The organism is Komarekiella delphini-convector SJRDD-AB1, from assembly GCF_014831675.1.
GTDB lineage: Bacteria > Cyanobacteriota > Cyanobacteriia > Cyanobacteriales > Nostocaceae > Komarekiella.
Genome location: NZ_VJXY01000029.1, coordinates 60,283 through 83,380, shown reverse-complemented (window position 1 = coordinate 83,380; position 23,098 = coordinate 60,283). Strand labels below are relative to the sequence as shown.

17 protein-coding genes and 1 pseudogene are annotated in these 23,098 nt (G+C 42.6%); 12 read left to right on the top strand and 6 right to left on the bottom strand.

The features are described 5' to 3' along the window. The first annotated feature begins 605 nt into the window (after nucleotides 1-605). The 4 genes from FNW02_RS38880 (at nucleotide 606) to FNW02_RS23205 (ending at nucleotide 4,731) form a co-directional block, all read left to right on the top strand. Nucleotides 606-851, top strand: a complete 246-nt coding sequence (locus FNW02_RS38880) for a hypothetical protein (protein ID WP_225225850.1) — start codon at nucleotides 606-608, stop codon at nucleotides 849-851. A gap of 10 nt (nucleotides 852-861) precedes the next feature. Then, a complete protein-coding gene (locus tag FNW02_RS23215; RefSeq protein WP_191759852.1) occupies nucleotides 862-1,893 on the top strand; it encodes a hypothetical protein in 1,032 nt (343 codons plus the stop codon). A 282-nt stretch (nucleotides 1,894-2,175) separates the two neighbouring features. Beyond that, a complete protein-coding gene (locus FNW02_RS23210) occupies nucleotides 2,176-3,039 on the top strand; it encodes a nuclease (RefSeq protein ID WP_191759851.1) in 864 nt (287 codons plus the stop codon). 447 nt (nucleotides 3,040-3,486) lie between these two features. Next, complete coding sequence (locus tag FNW02_RS23205; protein WP_191759850.1) at nucleotides 3,487-4,731, top strand: DUF3574 domain-containing protein; 1,245 nt, start codon at nucleotides 3,487-3,489, stop codon at nucleotides 4,729-4,731. Between the two features lie 124 nt (nucleotides 4,732-4,855). On the opposite strand, the gene FNW02_RS23200 is transcribed toward FNW02_RS23205, so the two are convergent. The 3 genes from FNW02_RS23200 to FNW02_RS23190 form a co-directional block, all read right to left on the bottom strand. Continuing rightward, the gene (locus FNW02_RS23200; protein ID WP_191759849.1) at nucleotides 4,856-5,272 is read right to left on the bottom strand and encodes a hypothetical protein; all 417 of its coding nucleotides are present in this window, start codon (nucleotides 5,270-5,272) and stop codon (nucleotides 4,856-4,858) included. Further along, nucleotides 5,238-5,687 carry a hypothetical protein gene (locus FNW02_RS23195; RefSeq protein ID WP_191759848.1) on the bottom strand — a complete coding sequence of 150 codons (450 nt, stop codon included), beginning with the start codon at nucleotides 5,685-5,687 and terminating at the stop codon, nucleotides 5,238-5,240. Before FNW02_RS23195 ends, FNW02_RS23200 begins: the two co-directional genes overlap by 35 nt. Before the next feature lie 661 nt (nucleotides 5,688-6,348). After that, nucleotides 6,349-9,105, bottom strand: a complete 2,757-nt coding sequence (locus FNW02_RS23190) for a M16 family metallopeptidase (RefSeq protein WP_225225854.1) — start codon at nucleotides 9,103-9,105, stop codon at nucleotides 6,349-6,351. Nucleotides 9,106-9,470: 365 nt separating this feature from the next. Between FNW02_RS23190 and FNW02_RS23185 the strand changes: the two genes are divergently transcribed. Further along, a complete protein-coding gene (locus FNW02_RS23185) occupies nucleotides 9,471-9,725 on the top strand; it encodes a YlcI/YnfO family protein (protein WP_191759846.1) in 255 nt (84 codons plus the stop codon). Beyond that, entirely contained in the window at nucleotides 9,718-10,149 is a 432-nt protein-coding gene (locus FNW02_RS23180) for a type II toxin-antitoxin system VapC family toxin (protein ID WP_191759845.1), read from the top strand. The genes FNW02_RS23185 and FNW02_RS23180 overlap by 8 nt, the downstream gene beginning before the upstream one ends. Before the next feature lie 222 nt (nucleotides 10,150-10,371). Here the strand turns inward: FNW02_RS23180 and FNW02_RS38875 are convergent, their stop codons facing one another. Together FNW02_RS38875 and FNW02_RS23170 are read right to left on the bottom strand one after the other, a co-directional pair. After that, nucleotides 10,372-10,557 (bottom strand): Uma2 family endonuclease, encoded by a 186-nt coding sequence (locus tag FNW02_RS38875; protein ID WP_225225849.1) that lies wholly within the window; start codon nucleotides 10,555-10,557, stop codon nucleotides 10,372-10,374. Nucleotides 10,558-10,905: 348 nt separating this feature from the next. Next, nucleotides 10,906-12,999 (bottom strand): prolyl oligopeptidase family serine peptidase, encoded by a 2,094-nt coding sequence (locus tag FNW02_RS23170; RefSeq protein ID WP_191759844.1) that lies wholly within the window; start codon nucleotides 12,997-12,999, stop codon nucleotides 10,906-10,908. A 352-nt stretch (nucleotides 13,000-13,351) separates the two neighbouring features. On the opposite strand from FNW02_RS23170, the gene FNW02_RS23165 reads away from it, so the two are divergent. The 6 genes and pseudogenes from FNW02_RS23165 (at nucleotide 13,352) to FNW02_RS23140 (ending at nucleotide 20,750) form a co-directional block, all read left to right on the top strand. Further along, entirely contained in the window at nucleotides 13,352-13,975 is a 624-nt protein-coding gene (locus tag FNW02_RS23165) for a transglutaminase-like domain-containing protein (RefSeq protein WP_191759843.1), read from the top strand. Between the two features lie 255 nt (nucleotides 13,976-14,230). Next, nucleotides 14,231-14,655: pseudogene (locus FNW02_RS23160) on the top strand (transposase); the annotation flags it as partial. A 354-nt stretch (nucleotides 14,656-15,009) separates the two neighbouring features. Further along, nucleotides 15,010-16,014 carry a tRNA lysidine(34) synthetase TilS gene (gene tilS / locus FNW02_RS23155; RefSeq protein WP_191759842.1) on the top strand — a complete coding sequence of 335 codons (1,005 nt, stop codon included), beginning with the start codon at nucleotides 15,010-15,012 and terminating at the stop codon, nucleotides 16,012-16,014. 63 nt (nucleotides 16,015-16,077) lie between these two features. After that, a complete protein-coding gene (locus FNW02_RS23150; RefSeq protein ID WP_348535434.1) occupies nucleotides 16,078-16,335 on the top strand; it encodes a helix-turn-helix domain-containing protein in 258 nt (85 codons plus the stop codon). Nucleotides 16,336-16,347: 12 nt separating this feature from the next. Continuing rightward, nucleotides 16,348-16,692 (top strand): response regulator, encoded by a 345-nt coding sequence (locus tag FNW02_RS23145; RefSeq protein ID WP_191759841.1) that lies wholly within the window; start codon nucleotides 16,348-16,350, stop codon nucleotides 16,690-16,692. Further along, nucleotides 16,689-20,750 (top strand): ATP-binding protein, encoded by a 4,062-nt coding sequence (locus FNW02_RS23140; RefSeq protein ID WP_191759840.1) that lies wholly within the window; start codon nucleotides 16,689-16,691, stop codon nucleotides 20,748-20,750. Before FNW02_RS23145 ends, FNW02_RS23140 begins: the two co-directional genes overlap by 4 nt. Before the next feature lie 191 nt (nucleotides 20,751-20,941). On the opposite strand, the gene hmpF is transcribed toward FNW02_RS23140, so the two are convergent. Continuing rightward, the gene (hmpF, locus tag FNW02_RS23135; protein ID WP_191759839.1) at nucleotides 20,942-22,702 is read right to left on the bottom strand and encodes a pilus motility taxis protein HmpF; all 1,761 of its coding nucleotides are present in this window, start codon (nucleotides 22,700-22,702) and stop codon (nucleotides 20,942-20,944) included. Nucleotides 22,703-23,098 lie beyond the last annotated feature (396 nt).

Sequence of the window (23,098 nt, the reverse complement as noted above, 5' to 3'; positions counted from 1 at the left end):
TTGAAGTGCGAATACTTTGGTAAGATTTCTACAATCTGTTTAAGTACCTCTCAAAGGTCTTCAAGACACTGTTGTAGAAGAGTAGTCTTATCCAGTTAAACCAATTTGTGCTTGCTTTCTCTAGTTAAAGTCAATGCTAGATGTAGTAATTAGAGGGGGAAAAGGGTAATGGTTAAGGGGAAAAGGAATCAATCTTTTTAACCCTTCCCTTGCCTTCTTAACCGACTTTTTGCAGAAGTCTATTGAGTTACATTACTAGCATGATGATTAGGGATTTTGTGCTAATCAAAGGCTAACCACTCTGCATCTAGGTGCATAGCGTTAGGCAAAAACAGCTATTAATAAGCATTAGGAGTAAGAATTGTTTACCCAATCAATCGCTATAAGATGGTGGTAGTGTGTGCTGAACGCGAAGTATATGCTGAAGGGATAGCCGATGAGTAACTCTCATGTTGCTCTACCAAGCAATACTGTATTTTGTGGTTGGCGTCAAATTCATTGATTTGAATAAAACTTCCACGTAAACACACACTGATGCAGTTTCATTTGCTTGAATAGCTATATTGATAGGACATTGATACGACGGAAATTCACAATTCCTGATTATGGCAAGTAAACTCATTGATGTTAGGGAATATACTGTCAGGGCGCACAAAAGACAGATTCACACTCGTGTTTTCAACTTTGTCTGTAAAGAGTGTAATGAGGCTACAAAGCGCGAAACTTTTGGGCCGCGACCTTTATATTGTGAGACATGTCGCCCTCCCCAAGTGCCAAAAAAATCCCAACCAACAGCTCACAAGGCTAAACCTAGACCAATGTCTTATAAAAGTGATACCGATTTAAATTGATTGAAGTTTTATGACACCAAAAGGACAATTAGAACCACCTCCAGGCACATTTCTGTCTCCACTCTTGGAATTAAGAGACTACTATGCTCGCCTTACAGAAGAGTACGAACGCCTATTTGTGCAAGCGCGATCGCAGCTCGACCATGTAGAAGCGTTGTTGTCTAACTGGTCTTTTTCAAATGCCAGTAACCAGATATCCAGACTTGCGGCGATTGATGAGACTTCAAAACTTTCCCAAGAAGGCTCGCTACTATTTCTATCACCGCCTGATGATACCTCCCAAATCAACTTAGTCGAGTCTATAGAGTCGGAACTCAAAGACTCAGACAACTTTGAGATAGAAAGTTCTTCTGTTGATACAGAAGAAAGTCAACCGCCAAATACATCGCCAGTCATAGAGACACCTTCAGAGAGTAGCGATAACTCAGCAAAGGTAGCGGAAGTTCCAATGCTACCCCAGTATGAAGCTTTGTCTCGGATGGAAGCAATAAAACAGCTCTTGCAAGAATATATTGGGACTGTGTGTCATATAGATTTCATCGTGCGATCGCTTTACGGTGAATTAGAGTCCAATCTCTTCAAAGTAGTTAAAGGTAGAGTTCAATCTTCCCTTACCCAAGGAAGAGAAAGAAACGCCTGGGTAGCTGTTCCCGAAGAACCAGGTTGTTACACTCTGGATTTAAGCTTGATAATTCCAAGTAACGGCAATGGTTCTGCTAGAAGTATCAAACACAAAAAGAAGAAATCTTTTGTACCTCCGAAGACAAAAGTAGTACCGATGCTCAGAGCATTTGAGGGTCAATTTTTGATTGACGCTATCACATCTCTTCTGGAACAAAATCCCGGCAGAGTTTTCAGCGTTGCGGAAGTTATCGCTGGAATTTATGGAAAACTAGATTCTGAGGAAATTAGAGAGATCAAAAACAAAGTGCTGAATGAATTATCTAGAGGTCATCGCACAGGTAGATTCTCTAGGGTTCCTGACCAAATCGGCTTTTACACTTTGGACTTCAATCTGGTATCTAAGGGAGGCTCACGTTGAACTATTTCTAGAAATGCCTCCTAAAACTTACTCGGATGAAAAGGTGCTTCTTGTTTTTAGATCAACGCAAATACTGCTGCAATAGCTACTCTACCTTACGGAAAAGCCTGCGGCAGACAATATGCAAAAATCACGCCTCTACATCCAATTTTGAGAAGGGGTTGTTTAGTGAACGCCCTAAATTCCATATACAGATACTTCCCACTCATAGGAAGTATCTTCTATGGGATAATCCTCCAACTTCCTAAAATTCCAAAATTTTAGCAATATTTTTTTGAGTACATGGGACTAAATCTAATCCAAGGCAACTTTAGAGTCATCAAAGCCGCACCTGATGGCGATTCGATCCGCTTCTATCCCAACAACCCCAAGCTGTGGGAGAAATTGCCGACACGAGTCAGTCCTAACCGCGCCGGAGGTGTACAACTACGTTTGGATAGCATTGATACTTTGGAAACACACTTCCAGGCTAGAGGAGGTATAGGTATGCAGCACCAACCACTGGAATTTGCTCATAGTGCAGCCAGCGAGTTGCTGAAATTCTTGGGTTTTAAAAAGATTACCCGTAATGATAATGAAGTAGTTACTACGGCAGAACCAGAAGAAGTGCCTGGTTTTATACTTACTCGATTTGCAGACATCTACGGCAGAGCTATAGCTTTTGCCTTCAAAGGTAATTCAGATCAAGAGGATGGTAGTAACATCTATTTAGATAAATCGTTACTCAAAAAAAGCGCCAATTATCATCTTTTGGCTAAAGGGTTCGCTTATCCTACTTTTTACTCAAAGTTATATCCTGACATTCGCCAGCAATTGGCCAGTGTCACCGAAAAAGTTCGTCAGGAAAATAAAGGTTTATGGGCAGAAGACAAGACTAAAAAGGGTTTTATCTTAGAAGAATTAGAAACCATTACTGAGAGTGTTGTCATTCTACCAAAACTATTTCGTAGACTCCTCGGCTATCTTGCAATCAATGATGGCAGTGTAGCTCTAGACGGATTTTCAAATTACCTTGAATCACTCAACGATCGCTTGGTAATTCTCCCAGAAGGCCATATTACTGGGTTCGACTTCGTGGTTAAAGTCGAGGGTCAGAATATCAAGCTAACTACTGAGCCGGAAAATTTAGTGTTCATTGAAAAATAATTCACAGGGCTGTTTCATTCTTGTGTACAGGAAATTTGATGTAGAGACGTTGCAATGCAACGTCTCTACTTGTGATGTGTATCCCCAAAATTCTATTTTGATGGGGTTTTTTCTGAAGAAGAAAATTTATTAATATCTACTATCTTCGGTGCGATCGCTCATGTCGTCTCTATATTTCCTAATCTAAACTTTGCAGTGCAAGTAAATTTAAATTCAGCTTTGAATGGCTTGATAGTTGCTATATCTCATGCATTTTTGGAGAACATAAAAATGAGTAAACTGTAAATTCTGTTTAAAGATTTTATGAACTCTAGTGTAAACACTAGCTTTTTTGGATAACTAAAGTATTCTCACTGTAGTGCAAAAAAGTATTCATATTGATTGAGTACCTACCTACATGAGCTAAATCTCAAGGATTTAGTTCATAAACTTGGGAGCATTACAGCTATGCCTAAAAAAAATATTTTTCACAAAATTACTACAGCTTTAGCCACTAGTGCCACCATTTCTCTGGCGATCGCAGTAGAATTACCTAAAGCCAGAGCATTTTCCCTGATTCAGGAAGATTTATTTTTTGGACGCAATATTGCTGGAGATGGAGAGGTATCCGAGAGCGAGTTTCAGACGTTTATTGACGATGTAATTACCCCTCGTTTTCCAGCCGGATTAACTATTTTAAATAGCAATGGGCAATTCCTGGATAGTACAGGAAGACTCATTGAAGAACGTACCAAAGTTGTTACTCTCTTCCGAGAAGACACTTTCGCAAACGAAGTTTCTATTAGTGAGATTGTCAAGACGTACCGCAAGCAGTTCAACCAAGAAAGTGTTTTGCAAGTAGTAAACAAAGACGAGCTAACGGTTAGCTTCAGTTCAGATGAGGATTTATTTAACAACAGTTCAGTTCCCAAGTTTATCCAAACAGAATTATTTTTTGGGCGTAATATTCCTGGAGGTGGAGAAGTATCTCAGAGCAAGTTTCAGACGTTTGTTGACAGTGTGATTACCCCTCGTTTCCCAGCCGGCTTAACGATTTTTGATGGCAATGGGCAATTCCTGAACAGCACTGGAACCATTATCGAAGAACCCTCGAAGGTTGTCACCCTACTTTTAGAAGACGGCTTGAGCAATGAAACCGCAGTTAACGAAATTGTAGCGGCGTATCGCCAACAATTTAATCAAGAAAGTGTTTTGGTTGCAGCCAATCAAGATGTAAAGGTTAGCTTCGGTTTAGGCGATGATCTAATTGACAACAGCCCAATTCCAGAACTAATCCAAGCAGATTTATTTTTTGGGCGCAACATTCCGGGAGGTGGAGAGGTATCCGAAAGTGAGTTTCAAGCTTTTGTTGATAGTGTGATTACCCCGCTTTTTCCAGCCGGCTTAACAATTTTCGATGCCAATGGGCAATTCCAAAACAGCACGGGAACCATTATTGAAGAACCCTCAAAGGTTATCAGCTTTATCTTTGAAGATACTTTAGATAACGAAACTTCTATTAATCAAATTATTGGAGCGTACTTGCAAAAGTTTAATCAAGAAAGCGTGCTGACAGTTGTTGATGAAGATATCCGTGTGCGTTTTGTAGAGTCTGAACCTGTTCCAGAACCTTCTTCTGTTGCTGGAGTGCTTTTATTTAGCACTTCTATAATCGCTTTGAGACTGAAAAAGAAAGTTCAAAAGCAGCATTAGCTCTATCTTGAAAATGAGCCAAAAGACAGGAATTTTATTGTAGGGGCACAATATATTGTGCCCCTACGCCTGTGGTCTATTTAATTGAAAACAGCTGTCAATTTGTAGGACACTATATTTAAATTCAGCCATTAAATTTCCACAGTTGACGGCGACTAAGCTCGATAAGAAAGCCATCTAATAATCTCTTTACAACTTCTTCTCCATCACTTAAGTTTGTTTTGTTCAAAGAGTTCAACTCTTGGTTTAAAATCTCTCCCACTGACTGCCAATTAGACCAACCTATTCTAACTTGATTAATAATTTGTTTTACATCATTATGAATATGAGTTAGTGAAGCACCCTTACTAATTTGATTTGAAAAATCGTTTGTGCATATGTAACTATATAAATCCTCTATATCTTTTTTGTTTGTAAAAATTAATTTACGTTCTTCTGCTTCCCATTGTTTATCAATATTATTTTCAGTTAATAAAAGTATATATGGTGTTTTTCTTGTTTCTGTTTTATATTGCCACAGTCCATGTAAAAATAAATCCATGTAAAAATAAATATTTATATACTTGTTGAAGCGATAATTTTGATGATTGAATTTTTAACTCTACTAAAAACCTTGATGTTTCTGATTCAAATACCATATCTGGTTGAATAAATTCAAATCCACATAATTTTTCATATAAATTTAGACTATCAACAAACTCAATATTATCTTCAATTACAATTTGTGATACTTCTAAATCAAAAAAACGATTTATAATGCGATTTTTTATTTTCGTTGATACAACATCCATGAAAATATTAAAAATTATATTTAGCGGAACTTCTCGTTTTCTCAATTTATTAAAAATTTCTGGATATGTATTTTCATTTGACTTATTTAATTCTTGAGGTGTCCAATAAAGATGTTCTGCATATCTATATATTTGCTCAGTCCAAGTAGTTTGTGAATATGTCATTAAAAATCTCCTTTCATAAAACGGCAGGCAATACCCGCCTCATTAAGTATCAACAAATTGTTTGTTATCCGTGGTCTAATCTAAGAGGATGTTTAAAAAGTCCTCTTGTCGGTATCAAAAGTTCTAGATCCCTCTAAATCCACGCCACTTGCTACAAGTCGGGAAACCCGACGACAGTCGCCTCAAGTCGGGAAACCCGCCCACGGCGCTGTCTCCCCAACACAGTCGCTCCCCTTGACAAGGGGGACTTTGATTCCGGTTCCCCACTTAGAAAGGGTAGCCAGCGCGGTCTTCTCTACTTTGAGGCTGCGCCAAGGGGGTTTCCACGCCACTCCCCACAACGCAGAGAACCTCCGCAAGGGGGTGGCTCCCCATGAGCGACTGGCGTGGGTTAGGGGGGATCTAAAAGTGCTTAAAGTCACAGCGAAACACTTTTAAAACACCCTCTAAGATAACTCTCTTTCTATATGCCGCCAATAGGGAAAAGTTCTGCGGGAGGGTTTCCCTCTCTTACGAGACGCTAACGCGAACGGCAGGAAACTTTTCAAGACAGCGAAAAGTCTGTAGCAACCCGTAGGATGCGGAGGTTTCTGACGCAGAAGCGTCACTTTTCAAGACAAAGACGCAAAGGTTTCTTTGCGCCTTTCTTTGGGCGAAATAATTAGCTGCCCTTGGGTAGAGTATCTCCTGGCCCAGCTGTAACAATCACCAGATTTTCCGGTCTAATTAAATCTTGGATTGTCTGCTGCACCTGAGTCATAGTCACTGCTTGAATACGCTTGGGAAACTCTTGGATTTCTGCTCGTGACAGTCCCAAGACAGCATTATCCAAAATGATGCTAGATACATTACTAGGATTAGCTAAATCTACGGGGTAGCTGTTGCTAATTGAGCGTTTTGCTGTATTCAATTCTGTCTCAGTTACTCCTTGCTCACGCAACTGTTTGAGTAAAGCAAGGGTGCTGGCGATCGCTTGAGGGGCATCTCCTGGAGCAGTCTGCATTTGGATCAAGAATGGGCCAGGATTGATTCCCGCTGAAAATCCACTGTAGATCCCATAGGTTAGACCTTGGCGATCGCGTACCTCCGTACCCAAGCGGCTGGACAAGGTATCGCCACCCAAAATCTGATTCAGTACTAGTGCTGCATAAAAACGCGGGTCTTTCCGAGAAATGCCGTTATAGCCGATGTAAGTAACGGCCTCTGCTTTACCGGGAATCACTTTGTTTAAACGTGTCAAAGTTTGCGGCAATGGTACTGTAGGTACATTAAGAACAGGTGGCTTACCTGTAGCTTGCCATTTGCCGAACTCCTGATTTAGCAACGCTTTTACCTTAACTGGATCAAAGTCTCCCACTAAAGCGATCGTTGTGGTGTCGGGTCGGTAGTGTTCCTTGTAGAAGCTGAGCAAATCATCACGAGTAATGCTCTTTAAACTCTCAACTGTAGGAAAGCTGTAGAACGGATGACTTTCTGGGTAAATAGCCTGCTGGAATACTCTTCGTCCCAGTCCACTGGGGTCATCTAACTGGACTTTGAGACTGGTTAATGCTCGCTGACGACTCAGTTCCAACTGGTCATCTGGCAAAGTAGCATTTCTGACTACATCACCCAGGGTTTGAATCAATATTGGCAGATTCGTCGAAAGTCCCTGACCGCTAATGCTGACTCCTTCGCGGCTAGCACTGAAATCTAGACCAGCTCCTCGGTCTTCTAAGGTTTTTGCTAGGGTGAGAGCATTCTTAGTCTGCGTTCCATTCATTAAGTTGTTAGCAGTCAGATTTGCTAATCCGGCTTTTTGATTGCCATCAAATTCACTACCAGCGTCAATTTGTCCGCTGAGGTTAATGGTGGGAACGCTTTTGTCTGGTAATAACAGAACTCGCAAGCCATTTGCCAGAGTGAACTGTTCAGGTAATGATTTTTTATTGGAATCTGTAGCTGATGTGGCGGGTGGTAGGTATTTTGCCAGTTCCGCTGGGTCTACAGGTTTACCGGGGCTGAAGTTTTCCACAGTCCGACCAGAACCAACATTAGAAGTCCCTGGTTTACCATCTGGTTGGGTTGGCTCAAAGAAGCCGATAGTTTGTTTAGCTGGATTCAAGTAAGTTTTCGCAACTCGTTGTATCTGTGCAGGGGTGACTTTGGCGATCGCAGCCAAATACTGTTCAATAAAACGATAGTCTCCGGTGATGGTTTGGTTATACCCCAGTTGACTTGCCTGACTGGTGATGTCTTGATTACCCAATATAAATGAGGCTTGTAGTTGCGTCTTCGCCCGGTTTAATTCTTCTAGGGTTACTGGCTGTTGTTGGAATTTTGTCAAAGATTGCTGGAGTACCTGAGCAATTTTTGCTAACTCTTGACCTGGAGCCGCCGTAGCATTAATCTCATACCAACCCGGTTCAATGAGTTCAGCAGCACCGCCACTAACTGAACTAGCGAGTCCAGATTCCACCAAAGCCTGATAAAGCCTGGAACTACGTCCACCTGTAAGGATGGCATCCATCACATCGATCGCAGGTACATCAGGGTGTTTAATATCTGGTAGCGGATAAACGGTTTGCAATAGTGCTGCACTTCCGGGTTGCTTCAAAACTATAGGCGCTTTCTGAACAACAGAGGTAGGCGCAGTCACCGGAATAGAATTTTTAGCCGCAGCCGTTTTGGCTCGTTTTGGCAACTTCCCGTAAGTTTCTTTAACAGCTTTGAGGACGGGTGTTGTGGCAAAATCTCCTGTAATCACCAAAGTGGCATTATCTGGACTGTAGTAGGTTTGGTAATAATTCTGTACCTGCTCTAGAGTGAATTTTTCTACATCAGCTTTTGTACCCCCCACAGGTAAACCGTAGGCTCTATTAGGAAAAGCGCTTCGCATCACTGCTTCACTCAGACGGATATTGGGAAAATTTTGATACCCTTGTAACTCTGAGATCACCACTCGCTTCTCACTTGTTAGCTGATCAGGGCCAATCAACGCGTTTTCCATACGATCAGCTTCCAAAGTCAGCAGTGCTTCGAGTTTATCTTTCTGTACTGTACCAAAGTAGGCTGTTTCGTCATAGCTGGTAAAAGCATTGAATTGACTACCCAACGCACTAAATAGCCGTCCAAACTGCACGGGACGGTCAGTAGTGCCTTTAAACATTAAATGCTCTAATTGGTGAGAGATGCCATTCATCCCGGCTCCTTCATTACGTGAGCCTACTTTATACCAAACTTGCACACTCACCACCGGAGCGGTATGGACTTCCTTGGTTAGCACTGTTAAGCCGTTGTCCAGCACTGTTTTTTGCACACCTTGGGTGAACGAGGGAGCAGACACGGGTGCGACCGCTGTTGGTGTTGCAGCATTGGTGAAAGTGCCCGAGAAGGGCACAACACTTAGGAGAAGACTGAGTAAAAGCCCGATAAGCATATATAAGCGTAGCTTCATAAGCAATGCGAAATTCAATTTGATGAAACTTAATTAAAGAAGAAATGCAAAACCCTCATTTTTAATTTGGTATCTGGCTAAGCAAGTAACTAGAGCAAAAGCCCAGAAGTAGCTCAGCAACTTATTGCCACAGGTTTTCCCACCTATTAGTTTAATGAGCGATCGCCTTTATCAACTGGTAATTATTTAATGCTAAGTCATGTCTCAAGTTTCAATCCGGTTGGAAACACCACGGTTGCTGCTGCATACATTCAAGATAGCGACATAGCAGCGTTCGTTTCCTATCGCTTCATAATCAAAAAATAGTTACAATAAGTGGTATCAATATTTTAGTTATATTTCCTGCTATGGAACGCGAAGCTCTAACAATCCGTTTTCCTGCTGATCTACTTGCCAAAGCCAGGAAACTCAAGCAAGGCAGCGAATCATTTAATGATTTAATAGTTGAGGCTTTAGAACATGAGGTGCGCCGTCGCCGGGGATGGGCTGCTCATCAACGAATTATTGCCCGCAGCGAAACTGTCAAGGCTAAAATCGGGATACAATCAGCCTCTACAGATCTAATTCGTAGTCTTAGAGAGGATGCGGGGCGACATGACTAGAGTTTTGTGCCTAGATACCAGTGTTTGGATTCCCTACCTTGTACCAGAAGTTTATCAATCCCAAGCCAGAACCTTAGTAGCAGAGGCATTGAGCCTAAGTATACGCTTAGTCGCTCCAGCTTTTAGTTGGGTAGAAGTAGGGTCTGTGCTGCGGAAGAAAACCCAGATAGGAGTCATTACTACAGAGGAAGCACAAGGTTTTTTTGAGGATTTCTGCGAACTTCCTATTGATTACATTGAAGAAGAAGCAATTCGGACAAAAAGCTGGGAAATTGCAGAGCAATATGGATTATCTACCCTTTATGATGCAGCTTTTCTTGCTTGCGTTGAAAGTACATCTGCGGAATTTTGGACAGCTGACGCCGCACTTGTTAGACAACTTATACCTCGACCTGCTTATCTTCGAGAAATAGGGGAAACATAGCACAATACGCTTGGTGTTACTAAAAACCTTAATGATTTTAATTCCAGCGATCGCTCTGTTTCATCCTCTTTTCATACTTAAAAGAATGGCATAACTTTAATTACCGTTTAATTTGCTTAGGAAAGTTAGGAACTAACAAAGATTACACTAATTGACCTTGTTTGTTATAAAATTTAATTTGATCTTGTTCATTACATAACCATACTTCAACAGTTTGAGATTCTAAATATAAATTTTTTTAAATTCAACCTCGTCCAAAGTGTTCCCACTGGATTTAACTTCTATACAAATTTCTGGTGCAATAGACGCTAATACTTCATCTTCAATTTGAGCAAATCGTTCCTCTGAACACCAGACAACATCAGCAACTTTCACCCCATCTGATGTGTTAATAGCACATTCTGGCATTACTTCTCCTGTGTTCAAAAAAGATTATAATAAACGTTGGATTCTTCCTTGATAAAAAGAATGTTTAATTTTTACTGGACTCATTACGATTTGACCCCATTTATTTAATTCGATTTTGAAGGGTAAATCTTTTAACTGTTTATTTTCACAAACTTCTTCCCATTTCATAGTTAATATTTGCTTGAAATAGTTGATTTAATCTTAACTCATCTTATAAATACTTATCTGCCTCTCTAATTGCAGAGCTTTTCAATTATTAATAACGAAAATCTCACGCAAAGATGCCAAGCCGCTAATAAAAAACTTTGTGCCTCTGCGTCTTTGCGTGGAAAAATCAGTTACATTCGTCTAAACTTCAACATCCAAAGTACGCACTAAAAAAGCCCACTTGTCTGATGCTTCCTCGATAATCTTAGCTGTGGGTTTACCTGCACCATGCCCCGCCTTCGTCTCAATTCTAATTAGCGTTGGTGCATCACCTGTTTGAGCGGCTTGCAAAGCTGCGGCAAATTTGAAACTATGAGCAGGGACAACGCGATCGTCATGATCGGCTGTGGTAATCAAGGTTGCTGGGTAAGCTGTCCCTGGCTTGATATTGTGCAGTGGCGAATACGCATAAAGCGTTTTAAAGTCTTCTGGATTATCCGGCGAACCATATTCGGAAGTCCAAGCCCAGCCGATGGTAAATTTGTGGAAGCGCAACATATCCATCACGCCCACTGCTGGCAAAGCTGCACCAAACAAATCAGGGCGCTGAGTCATGCAAGCACCGACTAATAAACCGCCATTACTACCACCTGCGATCGCCAGTTTTGCAGGTTTTGTGTACTTATTGGCAATCAACCACTCAGCTGCGGCAATAAAGTCATCAAAAACATTCTGTTTTTTCTCTTTCATTCCTGCTTGATGCCATTCTTCACCGTACTCGCCCCCACCACGGATATTGGGCATAGCATAGACACCACCCATCTCTAGCCATACCAAAAGACTCACAGAAAAACTAGGTGTCATTGAAGCATTAAAACCACCATAAGCATAAAGATATGTGGGGTTATTTCCATCCAATTGAATGCCTTTTTTGTGGGTAATAAACATTGGCATTTGAGTGCCATCTTTGCTGTGATAAAAGACTTGTTTGGTTTCGTAGTCATCAGGATTAAAATCTACCTTTGGTTGACGAAAAACCTCACTTTTTCCTGTCACCATGTTGTAGCGATAAATAGTTCCTGGTGTAGTAAAGCTGGTGAAACTATAAAAAGTCTCAGTATCATCACGCTTGCCACCAAACCCACCCGCAGAGCCGATTCCGGGTAATTTGACCTCGCGTATGAATGCCCCTTTGAGATCAAAAATTTTGATTTGGGTATAAGCATCTTGAAGATAATCAGCAACAAATTGGTTATTAAGTATGCCAACGCTTTCCAAAGTTTCTGCTGATTGAGGAATGATTTCTTGCCAATTTGCTGACGCTGGGTTTTTGGTATCAATAGCAATAACTCGTCCTCGTGGCGCATTTAAATCTGTGCGGAAATAGAAGACGCTATCATCATTATCGATAAAACTGTAATCTGCCTCAAACTGATTAACTAGTTCTACCACTTCAGCATTAGGGTTAGTTAAATCTTTGTAGAAAACCAAATTTTTTGGGTCAGTTCCCAGCCAAACTGAGATGATTAGATAACGTCCATCTTCCGTAACATCTCCACTAAAACCCCATTCTTTCTGGTCAGGACGATGGTAAATTAGTACATCTTCTGATTGGGTTTTACTCAGTTGATGATAGTAGAGTTTTTGATAATAGTTAACATCTTCTAATTGAGTTTTTTCATTTGGCTCATCATAACGACTGTAGAAAAAACCTTGATGATCATGTGTCCAAGATGCACCAGAAAATTTAATCCACTTCAGGTGATCTTCCAAGTCTTCACCAGTTTCAACATCGCGCACTTTCCACTCTTGCCAATCAGAACCAGAGGTCGATAGACCGTATGCTAAAAGTTTACCATCTTCACTAATAGATAATCCCGCAAGAGCAACAGTGCCATCTTCTGAAAGTTTGTTGGGGTCGAGTAAAACTCTGGGTTCGGCGTCTAGGGTTTCTAAGGTGTAGAGAACGCTTTGATTTTGTAGTCCGTCGTTTTTGAAATAAAAATAGCGTTTGGTGGAACCGTCTTGTAGAGATTCGCCTTCTTTAAATGGGATACCATATTTTTCATAATCCCAAAGTTTAGTGAGGCGCTGTTTAATTTTTTCCCTTACAGGAATTTCACTCAGGTAGCCAAAAGTAACTTTATTTTGTGCCTCAATCCAAGTCTTTGTTTCTTCAGATTCGGGATCTTCTAACCAACGGTAGGGATCTGCAACTAAAGTACCGTGGTAGTTATCAACTTGATTACTCTTGCGGCAAGATGGGTAACTTAGACGTTTTTCAGAGTATGGCATAGTCTCAGGTCAAAAGTGCTTCTTTCATACTATAAAGATAGACCCAATACTTGAGTCAAACGCTTGCCAAATCTATGAGAAAAATCTTTAATTTTTCAAATCAGCACATTTTCAGATCTAGTTATATGTGCATGTGATGACTATTTTGTTAATGGTGCGTCATTCCACAAGAAATTTTAGTTAGAAATAGTATTTTTTAGGCTACTGTTAAGTATTAAGTGATACTACTACAGTATTAATGATTAATTAAGTATAAATTTAACCTTGCCATCATGCCAAATACCAGTTTCTTGTTGTTGAGTAGGCTAGAGTTTTGTATTCTGGATGCAATGCTTTTTAGGAAACAAGCAATATGGAAGAATATCTGCAAGTGAGTGAAGTTATTAACTGGCAACATCCTACAGTTCTAAAACTTGCAAAAAAAATTGCATCAAGACATCAAACATCAGAGGCGATCGCAAAAGCTTGTTTTGAGTGGGTACGCGATAAAATTTATCATAGCTATGACTACCAAATGAATCCTGTAACCTGTCGAGCTTCAGATGTACTCAAATACAAAACAGGTTATTGTTATGCAAAGAGCCATTTGCTAGCAGCACTACTCAGAGCGAATGGTGTTCCAGCAGGCTTTTGTTATCAGAGATTGCGTCTTCATGACAATGGTGAACTTTATAGCTTACATGGTTTGAATGCAGTATACTTACCCGAAATAGGTTGGTATCGGATTGATGCAAGGAGAAATCGTCAAAATGTTGACGCTCAATTTGTCCCCTCAAAAGAACAATTAGCTTTTAAAATTCAATTTCCCCAAGAAGCAAACTTTCAAAATATTTTCTGGGAGCCACTGCCAATAGTTGTGGAAGCTTTACAAGCCTTCAATACATGGAATGATATGCTTATTAATCTTCCAGATATTCCCTTAGAATTGTTAGAAAAATTTGGTCTTGCTTTGAGAGTTGATATTAATCAACATTAGAGTAATAAGTTAGCGGTACAAAAGTCAATATAGTTCAGATAAGCCCAAAACCCTCATGTAGAGACGCGATTTATCGTGTCTTAATATACCAATTATCTACACCAATAACCCTTAACTGAACCGTATTGGTACAAAAGTAGGAGCGTTACAGATAAAATTGACGCAAACTAAGAAATAACTTATCCCTCTTCTGTCACTTTCCGAGTACTCTGAATAAAAGGATTAAAAAAAAACTCTCTTCAGGTAAGTAGGGCAATGGATGTAGAATTACAAATTCTCAAACATTTGGCAAGAGAGCCTCATCCAACAGTTGGTATCATAGATGAATATGTGCAGAGTATAAAGACTTATTTAAAGAAGTAAGGAATGATAAGTGCTTCAAATATTTACACCTGGGGATAATATCAACGATAAAAAGAAAATCGTTACCAGAGATAGCGAAGGTAGTAAGTATAAATTCGGCACAATCATGACACCATTTCTTAGCAAATTTAGATTGGTCAGTAGATAAATTAAAACAAAGAAGATTAAATAAGTTGAAAAAACAATTAGATGGTCGTGCAATTACATTAGTAATAGATGAAACAGAGAGAAGTCTGAGCGGAGGCTTCCTCCGCTCAGAACTTCGGAGAGATAGGAAAAAAGGGAATAAGACTACGGCAAGTGCAAGACAATATTTAGAGCGCAAACGCTTCTCATCCCATTTCCAAAAATCTTTGCAACAAATGAATGGGCTATATGAGTACACGTACTTTTATCCCTATGTTTGTGTATCAAATATTTTGTAAAATAAGATTAGCATCTTGACGAGTTGCAAATCCTAAATTTCAATTTACTAATACAGATGGACATCGTTAAGCTCATCCCACCCCTAATAGTGGATGGGATTTCACGTTGACAGTTAACTGTTAACTGTTAACCGTCAACGACCTAAAAAGGCATCTTTCATCCCATCTCTAGAAGGAATAGGTTTTCCCGACGCCTTTTTATAAAATAGAAAATTATCTGCGTCTATTCGTGTTTAAAAAACCAAAATGACATGGACTTCTTTACATGCAAAAATACATCGCACCATCCGATCGCGCCATTTATTTGAGCACAAACAGCGGCTATTAGTAGCTGTTTCCGGTGGACAAGATTCTCTGTGTTTAATAAAGTTATTGTTAGATTTACAACCAAAATGGGAATGGCATCTAGGTATTGCACACTGCGATCATCGTTGGCGTTCTGACTCCCAAGCGAATGCTAATCATGTAGAAAAATTAGCTAAGACTTGGGATGTATCATTTTATTTAGAAACAGCTAATCAGTCTTTAACTAGTGAAGCTGCTGCACGCAATTGGCGATATCAAGCTTTAAGTGCGATCGCCCAAGTAAATAATTACCAATACATAGTTACAGGACACACAGCCAGCGATCGCGCCGAAACTCTCCTTTACAACTTAATTCGCGGTACTGGCGCTGACGGTTTGCAAGCCCTGACTTGGCAACGCCCATTAACTGCGGATGTTATATTAGCGCGTCCACTTTTAGAAATAACTCGGTTACAAACAGAGAAATTTTGTCAAGATTTTCAACTACCAGTTTGGGAAGATTCCACTAATCAAGATTTGCAATACGCCCGCAACCGCATCCGCCAAGAGTTAATACCGTATTTGCAAGCGAATTTCAACCCCCAAGTAGAATCAGCCTTAGCCCAAACCGCAGAACTTCTCCAAGCGGAAGTGGAATATTTAGAAAAAGCTGCCCACGAGTTACGGGAAAAGGCGATGAGTATAGAGCATGAAAGAGATTCCTTTACTCCTGTGGTTCCCTTAAGGTTAAATCGTCGGGTATTGCAGACAGCACCACTGGCTTTGCAACGTCGCGTCATACGTCAGGTATTGCAGCAGATACTTCCTGATGCGCCCAGTTTTGAACATATTGAAAAATTAACGGCGTTGATTATAGCGCCAAATCGTTCGCAAACTGATCCATTTCCTGGTGGTGCGATCGCTCAAGTAGAAGGTGACTGGATTTGTTTGAAATCATCCTTTTGATATATAAAATTTTATAAAATGTGACTTATGTTCGACTGTGGGATATAAAAATAGTGCAATAAAGTGCTTACAGCTAAACAACCGGAGATTGGCAAGCTCATTCGAGAACTTCGGCAAGAGATGGGGCTAACCCAGGAGAAATTTGCTGCTAAGTTAGGTGTGACATTCCCAACTATCAATCGTTGGGAAAACGGGCGATCGCAGCCCTCGCCCTTGGCTATGGAAAAGGTTGTCAGTCTGCTTACTCAGATGAGCAATTCACCAAAGGAAGCGTTGCGTGAGCGCGGCCAAGACCTACTCTCTAAATACTTTCCAGAATGAGGAGTAGAGCCGATGTCTCCAGATAGGAAAGCAACTCCTGAAGATATCTTTGTTGGCGGTGGTGAGATGGCAGTGTTGATGCGAGACTCCTTCAAAGACGCTTCGCGAACGCCCGATTGGTCAGCTTTGATTGTGGGCATCAGTCCCAGACGGACGCTGGACGATGACTACAAAGGCTTCCTTGACCTAGTTTTAGAACAGGTGACGATGGCGATCGCGCTAACTGCTGATGCTGGAGAATTCGATCAGCGAAAAGCACTCCAATCGGGGTTCCAAGACATCACAAAACCTATGGAGCTAGAGGAGTTAGTGAAAGCAATCGCCCGGTTATGTGGGTGGAGTAGAGGAAGAATATGACCCAGGATCGTCAAGCAGCCGAACAGCTTTTTACAGGCAACAGTGAGATGGCAATGCGGATGCGATCGCTCGACTGGTCGCAAACGTCGCTGGGTGCAATTGAAACTTGGCCCCAAAGCTTACGATCAGCGCTGAGTATTTGCCTCAACTCCCGCTTCCCGATCGCCATCTACTGGGGATGGGACTGCTTACTACTCTACAACGATGCTTGGCGACCGATCATTGGTAACAAGCATCCTTGGTCATTGGGTCGCCCCGCTCGTGAGGTTTGGTCGGAAATTTGGGACGATATTGGCCCGGAGCTTGCAAGCGTTCTAGCGACGGGCGAGGGCATCTTTCATAATGACGAACTGTTGTCGATGCATCGATTTGGATACACTGAAGAGTGCTTCTTTGAGTATACTTTCAACCCGATTCAGGGACAGGGAGATGTAATTGATGGAGTTTTTAACATTGTTACTGAAACCACATACCGCGTTTTGAATGATCGCCGCGCTCGACTGCTGCGCGAAGTAGCATTCAGAACCGGAACTTCCAAGACTACCGAAGAAGCGTGCGCGTCAACGGTAGCGGCGCTCAAGTCTGATCCAGCTGACATTCCTTTGGCGTTCCTCTACCTGATTGACTCAGATGGAAAACATGCCCGCCTCTGTGGTGGTACTGAGTTTGCTTTAGATAGCTTTGTGAGTCCTGAGATAGTGGATCTTGCTGAGGAGAATAGCAATGATGGTTGGGCGATCGCCCTCGCTGCTCGTACCGCCCGATCGCAAGCGATCAATGACCTAGTGTCACGCTTCGGAAAACTCCCTGGCAGCCCTTGGACTGAGCCACCCCAAGAGGCGATGGTACTGCCGATCACTGCCGCTGGGCAAGGCAGAGTCACCGGAGTGCTTGTTGCTGTCGCTAGCCCCCGTCGGAGACTCGACGATACCTACCGCGACTTCTTCAATCAGCTAACCGGACAAATTGCCATGGCCATCGCCAATGCCCGCTCCTACGAGGAGGAGCGCCAACGAGCCGTTAGCGAAGCGGCACGAAGTGCAGCACTGGCAGAACTTGATCGCGCCAAAACAGTCTTCTTTAGTAATGTCAGCCACGAATTTCGGACACCGCTCACCTTAATGCTGTCTCCTTTAGAAGAGGCGATCACCAACCTGAGTGGCACCATTCCAGCCGAAGAACGCGAACAATTACAGTTAGTGCAGCGCAACGGTTTACGGCTGTTGAAGTTAGTCAATACCTTACTCGATTTTTCCCGCATTGAAGCCGGACGAGTGCAGGCATCCTATGAACCCACAGATTTAGCCACTTTTACCGCAGAATTAGCATCGGTGTTTCGCTCGGCGATCAAACGGGCAAACCTGCGGCTGGTTGTAGATTGTCCACCCATGCCTGATGTGTATATTGATCGGGAAATGTGGGAGAAGATTGTTTTCAACCTGTTGTCGAATGCCTTCAAGTTCACCTTTGCAGGAGAAATTTCAGTCAGCTTGCAGTGGCAGAGCGACCACATTGAGTTAGTGGTGCGAGATACCGGGATTGGCATTCCCGCCGCAGAATTGCCACATTTGTTTGAGCGGTTTCATCGGGTAAAAGGCTCACAGGGGCGCAGTATTGAAGGATCGGGCATTGGGCTATCTTTGGTGCAGGAATTGGTCAAGCTGCATCAAGGCTCCATCAACGTCACCAGCGTCGAGGGGGCAGGCTCCTGCTTCAACATCTCCATCCCAACAGGAACAGCTCATTTGCCTCAAGACCGCATCGGTGCGACTCGCATAGCTTCAACGGCATTGGGCGCGAATCCCTACCTGGAAGAAGCCTTCCGTTGGCTTTCGCAAACAGATCAACAAGTAACTGTTTTCAGCGATGGAGAGCAAAGCTCTGCATCTGTGCGAAGCAAATTATTTTCCTCTGCTCGAATTATTTTAGCAGACGACAATGCAGATATGCGCGATTACGTCAGGCGGTTGCTAAGCCAGCAATATGAGGTGGTAGCCGTGTCGGATGGAGTTGCGGCTCTGTCTGCTATCCATCAGCAGGTTCCAGATTTGGTTTTGACGGACGTGATGATGCCCAACCTTGATGGGTTTGGCTTGCTGCAAGCGATTCGCTCCGATCCACAAATTAGGGAAGTACCGATTATCATGCTGTCTGCACGAGCTGGAAAAGAGGCTCGCATTGAAGGACTGGCAGCGGGAGCCGATGACTATCTGATTAAGCCGTTTTCGGCGCGTGAACTGCTAGCACGAGTGGAGGCGACCTTAAAACTGGCGCAATTGCGGCGGGAAGCAACGCAACGGGAGCAGGCGTTACGACTGGAAGCAGAAACGGCAAAACAGCAGGTTGAAACGGTTTTGTCAAGCATTCGGGATGGCTTTTATGCTCTTGATCGCAACTGGAATTTCACCTACGTCAACGATCGCTACTGTAAAATGGTGGGAATGCAGCGAGAAGAAATTCTTGAGCAAAACGTATGGGAGTTGTTTCCATCTGCCGTTGACACCGATGCTTATGTGCAATTCCATCGGGCAATAACTGAACAAACACCGCTCCAGTTTGAGTATTTTTACGCACCTTGGAATTGTTGGCACGATCATCGGATTTATCCTTCGTCCAGTGGACTGTCAGTTTTTCTAGCAGATATTAGCGCTCGCAAACAAGCCGAACTCGAACGAGAGCGCCTACTTGGGGCAGAACAGCAAGCACGGGAAGAAGCTCAAGCCGCCAACCGGATTAAGGATGAATTCTTAGCAGTCTTGTCGCATGAATTACGATCGCCTCTCAATCCGATCCTCGGTTGGTCAAAGCTACTCAAAACAGGCAAGCTTGACGAAGCTAAGACGGCTCAAGCCTTAACTGTCATCGAACGCAATGCCAAGTTGCAGTCCGAACTGATTGAAGACTTGCTCGATGTCTCCCGAATTCTACGAGGCAAACTTAGCCTGAATGTTTCCCCGATCGATCTAGTAACAACGATTCAAGCCGCAATAGAAACAGTACGACTAGCAGCTCAAGCCAAGTCAATCGATTTACGATTTACGATTTTAGATTTGGGATTGAACAATGTTGATGTCAGCCCCAAATCTCCCAACAGTGACGAGCAACCTGGTAATCTAAAATCTCAGAGCCGTCTTGGAAAGTTTGCTACACAGGGCAGCCCTCTAACGCTCGATAGCGATAGCGTTAGCGACGTAGGAGCTTCTGACTCGCTAACGCTTCACTATGGCAACTTTTGTCTCCGACATGCTACGCGAACGCAAAATCCCAAATTCCAGATTTCAGGCGACTCAAACCGAATACAGCAGGTGATTTGGAATCTCCTCTCGAACGCCGTCAAGTTCACCGATGTGGGGGGACAAGTGGACATCCGATTAGAACGCCTTGGCTGTTTTGCCCAGATTAGCGTCAGCGATACAGGTAAAGGCATCCGCCCGGACTTCCTGCCTTATGTATTTGACTACTTCCGCCAAGAAGATGGTGCTACAACTCGAAAATTTGGAGGGCTGGGATTAGGACTGGCGATCGTTCATCACTTAGTCGAACTGCATGGCGGAACCGTTCAAGCAGAGAGTCCAGGAGAAGGGCAGGGGACAACCTTTACCATGAGACTGCCGCTGATGCCAACTTCAGCCCAAACTAATCAGGATAGTAGACTGTCTGAGCCAGCTTTGGATTTGACTGGTATCCAGGTTTTAGTCGTAGATGATGATGCCGATACACGGGAGTTTGTTGGCTTTCTAATCGAGCAGTATAAAGCAAATGTGATCACAGTTGCCTCAGCAGAAGATGCACTATTGGCTTTAGCCAACTCTAAGCCAGATGTGTTGCTCAGTGATATTGGAATGCCAGAGGTAGATGGCTATATGCTGGTGCGACAAGTGAGAGCATTACCACCAGAGCAGGGTGGAAAGATTCCGGCGATCGCCCTGACTGCCTATGCTGGAGAAATTGACTATCAACAGGCAATTTTAGCAGGTTTTCAACGGCATATTCCGAAGCCAGTCGATCCAGCCAACCTCGTTGAGGCAATTGCAGACTTGGTTAGACACAGACAATAAGCAGCGTGAAGGAGTCTGCTAGTTTTTGAAATTCAGTTTTGCTGGTCAAATTTTAAATTATCCTCGATGACACTGATGTGACACTTACCAGTCAAATAGTTTGATAGTCATGTGCCTAACTATACTCACGAGTCACACATGCGTTTGCCCTGGGGCTTAAGCCTCTTGTCTCACCAAAGCCCCAGAACTTGTTAAGAGGCGAGCAATTCTGGTTGAGACATTAAACTCTGTAAAGTATGACGCATCTGGGTGATCGTCTGGAGTTGATAATCACCAGTTTCTTGAACTTGAGCCAAAGATTCCCCAATTCCTTGCAGTTTATGCCGTAATCCGTCTAAGGAATCCTGAATTGGTTGTAGTGCTTCTTGATAAAGATTTACCCGACTCCAGCATTGGGCGGTTGCTGTTCGCAGAGACAGCAAATTCTCCTCGATCGCTGTTAGCTCCTGGCGCTTCTCCTCTAAATCGTGGATTTGATTTTCAATCATTCCCTGCGCTAGCTCAATACCACTACGCATCTGCTCAATCTCACGTTCCAGCTTTTGTATTTCCTGTGAATGTTGTTGTCGCTGGGTTTCAACTTGTAATAGAATCGGTTCTAAATTAATTTTGTTACCCTCTTCTTCATTAGCAACAGTATGTCCTTGCCGTCGTAGCAGAACAGCTTGGTGTTGCTTGAGAAACTTCTGTCGCTGTAGCATATTGCGGCGTTGTCCCACCAAAGTTTCGTTTAACATTTGATAGAGGTCTTTTTCATCCGCTAGTTCCATTTCTAAATTAATGTGGTCATGGTCAGATGCGTGATTTAATTTATTTTGCAGTTCTTCTATAGTTTCTTGCTTATATGTCAGTTCTTGTTCTTGATCATGAACAAAACTAGCGTCTATTTCTAACTTATACTGTAAATCTTGCACTATCTTTTGCAGTTCTTCTAAAGGCATGTTCTGCAAAACTTCCACATCAGCTTGCTGACCGAGAACTACATCACCCGATGTTGCAGCCAAGGAGTGAATCTGCTGGTATAAATCTTCCTGATTTCGTAACTGTTCCTTAAGTATCCGAGCACACTCTTGCTTGTTGGTAAGATTTGCTGTATCTACTTGCAACTGGGCTGTTTGCTGCGCTAAAGAATTTTGTGCCTGTTGCCATGTGTTTTGGCGATCGCCAAATGTTTGCAACAAACGCTCTACTTCCTCTTGCTGTTGAGCAGCTACAGTTTTTTGCTGCTCCAGTTGTTGCCAGTGTGGGTTAAGCGTAGCTTGCTGGCTTTCAACCAATTCAAAAGCCAGATGGAGATGTTCCCTTACAGTTTCCGTAGGAGCAACACGACTAGACAAGCGATCAAGTAACTCACTCATTACCCGACTTTGATCCTCATCCAAAACCGTCCCCTGTTGGAAATCCGCTTGACGCTCCTCCAGACGGCGCTGCTCACCTCGTAAATGCTCCCAAGCTCCTTCGAGTTCCTGGCGGTTACGCTCAATTTCTACTTGCAAACGTTCAATCTCCTCGCGGGATGTGTCAACCACCTGTTTTTGCTCCTCCAGGCGTTGCAACTCACCCTCCAGTTCTTGCAGTTGTTCCGAGCGTACTTCCATGTCCATTTCACGGCGATTCAACTCTTGCGCCTGAAATGTTAAAGATTGTTTCCACTGGTCAATCTCATCTTCCTTGAGCTTAAATTTTTCCAACTGGCGAGAAAAATTCTGCAAAATATTCACTAGCGGCCGCCCTGCTTCTTGAATCCGTTGTATTTGACGATTCGGATTCATTTCAACTAGCACCAGTGCACCATCATTTAGTTTGCTTGCGTCTTCAGCTGTAATTACTTCTTCCGACACAGTATTCCAATTTTGGTCAGTCCGCTGACAAGCTAGCAGTTTCAGTTCAGTTTTAGAACCACCACCGAGTAAGCCGCCTTTCTGCTTTTGTACTTCTGCTAAATACAGCACACCGTTAGTCCTTGTTGATGCACTTAAACTCGTGTTTTGGAATATACCTTAGATAATTCTGTTAACTTGTCTCACTGAACCTAAGTTGAGGGAAGACAGACAAAACTATTTATAGACGTGAGATATTACGTCTTGATATTTATAAGGGCGATTTGGTCGCGCCTTTATATTTTGTACTGATGATAGTGATGATGACTTCCGTGTTAACACTAGCTTTACCAAAGGGTATTACGAAAGTTTAATGTTTATAGCTTAATATGTCTCCCGATCAAGGCAAGGGATTAGAGAAAAATCTTTCTAATACCTCATAATCAATACCTAATACGTCTGCTTGAAGCATGGAAAAATTAAGGCGCAGAATTAATAAAAATGTCAACAGGATTACAAGGAGCACCT

Excerpts from the sequence above, each read along its gene's own strand:
- FNW02_RS23215 (WP_191759852.1), top strand. The coding sequence starts at position 862 with ATGACACCAAAAGGACAATTAGAACCACCTCCAGGCACATTTCTGTCT.
- FNW02_RS23170 (WP_191759844.1), bottom strand. The coding sequence starts at position 12,999 with ATGCCATACTCTGAAAAACGTCTAAGTTACCCATCTTGCCGCAAGAGT.
- tilS (WP_191759842.1), top strand. The coding sequence starts at position 15,010 with ATGACATGGACTTCTTTACATGCAAAAATACATCGCACCATCCGATCG.
- FNW02_RS23180 (WP_191759845.1), top strand. The coding sequence starts at position 9,718 with ATGACTAGAGTTTTGTGCCTAGATACCAGTGTTTGGATTCCCTACCTT.
- FNW02_RS23210 (WP_191759851.1), top strand. The coding sequence starts at position 2,176 with ATGGGACTAAATCTAATCCAAGGCAACTTTAGAGTCATCAAAGCCGCA.
- FNW02_RS23145 (WP_191759841.1), top strand. The coding sequence starts at position 16,348 with ATGTCTCCAGATAGGAAAGCAACTCCTGAAGATATCTTTGTTGGCGGT.
- FNW02_RS38880 (WP_225225850.1), top strand. The coding sequence starts at position 606 with ATGGCAAGTAAACTCATTGATGTTAGGGAATATACTGTCAGGGCGCAC.
- FNW02_RS38875 (WP_225225849.1), bottom strand. The coding sequence starts at position 10,557 with ATGCCAGAATGTGCTATTAACACATCAGATGGGGTGAAAGTTGCTGAT.
- FNW02_RS23190 (WP_225225854.1), bottom strand. The coding sequence starts at position 9,105 with ATGCTTATCGGGCTTTTACTCAGTCTTCTCCTAAGTGTTGTGCCCTTC.
- FNW02_RS23205 (WP_191759850.1), top strand. The coding sequence starts at position 3,487 with ATGCCTAAAAAAAATATTTTTCACAAAATTACTACAGCTTTAGCCACT.
- FNW02_RS23185 (WP_191759846.1), top strand. The coding sequence starts at position 9,471 with ATGGAACGCGAAGCTCTAACAATCCGTTTTCCTGCTGATCTACTTGCC.
- FNW02_RS23165 (WP_191759843.1), top strand. The coding sequence starts at position 13,352 with ATGGAAGAATATCTGCAAGTGAGTGAAGTTATTAACTGGCAACATCCT.
- FNW02_RS23195 (WP_191759848.1), bottom strand. The coding sequence starts at position 5,687 with ATGACATATTCACAAACTACTTGGACTGAGCAAATATATAGATATGCA.
- FNW02_RS23200 (WP_191759849.1), bottom strand. The coding sequence starts at position 5,272 with ATGGATTTATTTTTACATGGACTGTGGCAATATAAAACAGAAACAAGA.
- FNW02_RS23140 (WP_191759840.1), top strand. The coding sequence starts at position 16,689 with ATGACCCAGGATCGTCAAGCAGCCGAACAGCTTTTTACAGGCAACAGT.